At 69.4% G+C, this 2,772-nt stretch carries 2 protein-coding genes; both read left to right on the forward strand.

Features of this window, described 5'->3' with window-relative positions; genetic code table 11:
• Window positions 1-255 precede the first annotated feature (255 nt).
• Window positions 256-1,794, forward strand: a complete 1,539-nt coding sequence (gene istA / locus QJR14_09250) for an IS21 family transposase (GenBank protein MDI3317785.1) — start codon at window positions 256-258, stop codon at window positions 1,792-1,794.
• A 6-nt stretch (window positions 1,795-1,800) separates the two neighbouring features.
• Window positions 1,801-2,598, forward strand: a complete 798-nt coding sequence (gene istB, locus QJR14_09255; GenBank protein MDI3317786.1) for an IS21-like element helper ATPase IstB — start codon at window positions 1,801-1,803, stop codon at window positions 2,596-2,598.
• The last annotated feature ends 174 nt before the right edge of the window (window positions 2,599-2,772 follow it).

The following is a 2,772-nucleotide window of genomic DNA, read 5'->3' on the forward strand; positions in this document are numbered from 1 at the left end:
CGGCCAGGACCAGGCCGCTCACCCAGCGGTAGGCCCGCAGGTCGTCGTCGGCGTCTGTCAGCGATCATGTAATTCCCCACCCGTGAGGGCCAAACCGATCAAGTAATTCCCCACCCGCTCGATCACGGAATTCCCCACCTGCGCGATCAGCCAATTCCCCACCCCCGGGCAGTTCGACGTCGTGGACAAGCGAACTCCCTCCGCGACCTCGACAGGCAGCGGAGGTGCGGAGGATTGGCTCGGAGGTCGTGGACCGTGGAACAACTGGTGGAGATCTACCTGCACTGGCAGGCCGGCCGGAGCATCCAGGCCATCAGCCGGAGCCTGGGCGTCGACCGGAAGACCGTTCGGAAGTACATCCGGCTCGCGGAGGCGGCCGGGCTGACCCGGGACCCGGCTCGGAGCGCCGAGGAGTGGCGCCGGTTCGTCCGGGAAGGGCTGGGGATCGCACACGAACGACCGCGCTCGGGCTGGTTCGCCGAACTGGACCGCCATCAGGAGTTCATCCGCGAGCAGCTCAAGACGAACCGCATGAGCACGGTGCACCGCCGACTGGTCGAGCGGACCGGCTTGCCGGTGAGCGTGGCCACCTTCCGGCGTTACGTCCATGCGATGATGCCCGAGGCGCTTCCGCAGGCCCCGGTGACGGTCTGGCGTCCGGAGGTCGAGCCGGGCGAGGAGGCCCAGGTGGACTTCGGCTTCATGGGGGAGTGGCTCGACCCGGTACGCGGTCGCAGGCACAGGACGTGGGTCTTCACCATGGTGCTCAGCTACAGCCGCCACATGTTCGTCCGGTTCGTGCTGCGCATGGACCGGCAGACCTGGCTGCTCTGCCACGTGGAGGCCTTCGCCTTCTTCGCGGGAGTTGTCCGGCGGGTGATCCTGGACAATCTGAAGGACGGCGTCCTCAAGCCCGATCTGTACGACCCCACGCTCAACCGGGCGTATGCCGAGCTGGCCGCCCACTACGGGTTTCTCATCGACCCGGCCCGGGGCGGCCACCCCAAGGACAAGCCCCGCGTGGAGCGCCAGATGCCGTACGTACGCGAAAGCCTCTGGCGGGGCGATGCGGAGAAGCTTCTGTCGCTGGAGGCGATGAACCAGCGGGCACTCGAATGGTGCCGGGAGGTCGCCGGCCTGCGGATCCACGGCACCACCCACCGCCGTCCGCTCGAGGTCTTCCAGGCCGAAGAGAAGCCGCGGCTGCAGCGCCTCCCTGCGACCGCGTGGGAGCCGAGCACGTGGACCACCGCCAAGGTCGGGCCGGACGCCCACTGCCAGGTGGCCGGGGCGCTCTACTCCGTCCCGCACTCGCTGCGGGGCCAACGGCTCGACGTCCGTCTCACCCAGAAGCTCGTGGAGTTCTACCGTGGGGAAGAGCTGGTCAAGGTGCACCCCCGGCGCCACGACCGCGGCCGGACGACCGATCCCGCCGACCTGCCGCCGGACAAGGTTGCCTTCTACGAGCGCACGCCCCAGTGGTGTCTCAAGCGCGCCCAGGAGCTGGGTCCCGACGTCCTCGAGGCCGTGCGCTCCCTCCTGGCCGTCGACACCCTCACCCACCTGCGCCAGGCCCAGGGGATCCTCCGGCTCGAGCAGACTTACGGTGCCGAGCGCCTCAACGCAGCCTGCCAGCGGGCGGTGGCCTTCGGCGATCCCCGCTACCGCACCGTCAAGACCATCCTCGCCCGTGGCCTCGACCAGGAGCCTCTGCCCGAGGCCCCGCCGCCGGCCAAGGCGGGCGCCTACCTGCGGGGCCGGGAGGCCTTCACGTTCCCCATGGCCGGGAGGTGATCCAGCATGCAGGTCCATCACCTGGAACGGACGCTCAAGCGGCTCAAGCTCAGCGGCATCCTCGCCACCCTGCAGGAGCGGCTGGAGCAGGCCCAGCGCCAACAGCTCGGCTACCTGGAGTTCCTCACGCTCCTGCTGGAGGACGAGGTGGACCGGCGCGGGCAGAAGGCCCTGGCGCTCAGGGTCGCCCGGGCGCGGTTCGAGGAGGTCAAGACCCTGGCCGACTTCGACTTCAAGGCCAACCCCAAGATCCCGGCGGCCCAGATCCGCGACCTGGCCACGTTGCGCTTCCTGGAGCACCAGGAGTCGGTCCTCATCTGCGGGCCGGTGGGCGTCGGCAAGTCCCACATCGCCCAGGCCCTGGGCTACGCCGCCTGCGAGAAGGGCTACCGCGTCCGCTACGTCAAGACACCCCGGCTGCTGGCGGACCTCGGCGGCGGCCGCGCCGACGGCACCTACGAGCAGCGCTTCCGCGGCTATCTCGCGCCCGACCTGCTCATCCTCGACGACTTCGGGCTCCACGCCTTCTCCGCCCCGCAGTCCGAGGACCTCTACCAGCTGGTCTGCGACCGCTACCTGCGGCGCTCGACCATCGTGGTCTCCAACCGGCCACCGCAGGACTGGTACGCGCTCTTCGCCGATCCGGTCCTCGCGGAGGGCGCGTTGGACCGGCTGGTCAACGCCTCCCACCACGTGCTGATCGAGGGGCCGAGCTACCGGCCGCGAAAGCGGCCCGGTCAAGCTACACCACCCAAACCGGCGCCTGCGCCCGACCGCAGTGAGGAGGTGACCCCCGCCGTGTAGCGAATCCGCCATCAGCCCCGGGTGGGGAATTCCTTGATCGCCTGCCTGGGGAATTCCCTGATTGACCCCGTGGGGAATTCGATGATCGGCCCCCATGGGGAATTACGTGATCGTCGACAGCGTCCCGCGTCAGCTTCAGCGCCAGCGCGCCGAAGAGGAGGACCGCCGCCAACG

This window comes from Bacillota bacterium, assembly GCA_029961055.1.
Classification (GTDB): domain Bacteria; phylum Bacillota; class Sulfobacillia; order JAIMAT01; family JAIMAT01; genus JAIMAT01.

Excerpts from the sequence above, each read along its gene's own strand:
- istB (MDI3317786.1), top strand. The coding sequence starts at position 1,801 with ATGCAGGTCCATCACCTGGAACGGACGCTCAAGCGGCTCAAGCTCAGC.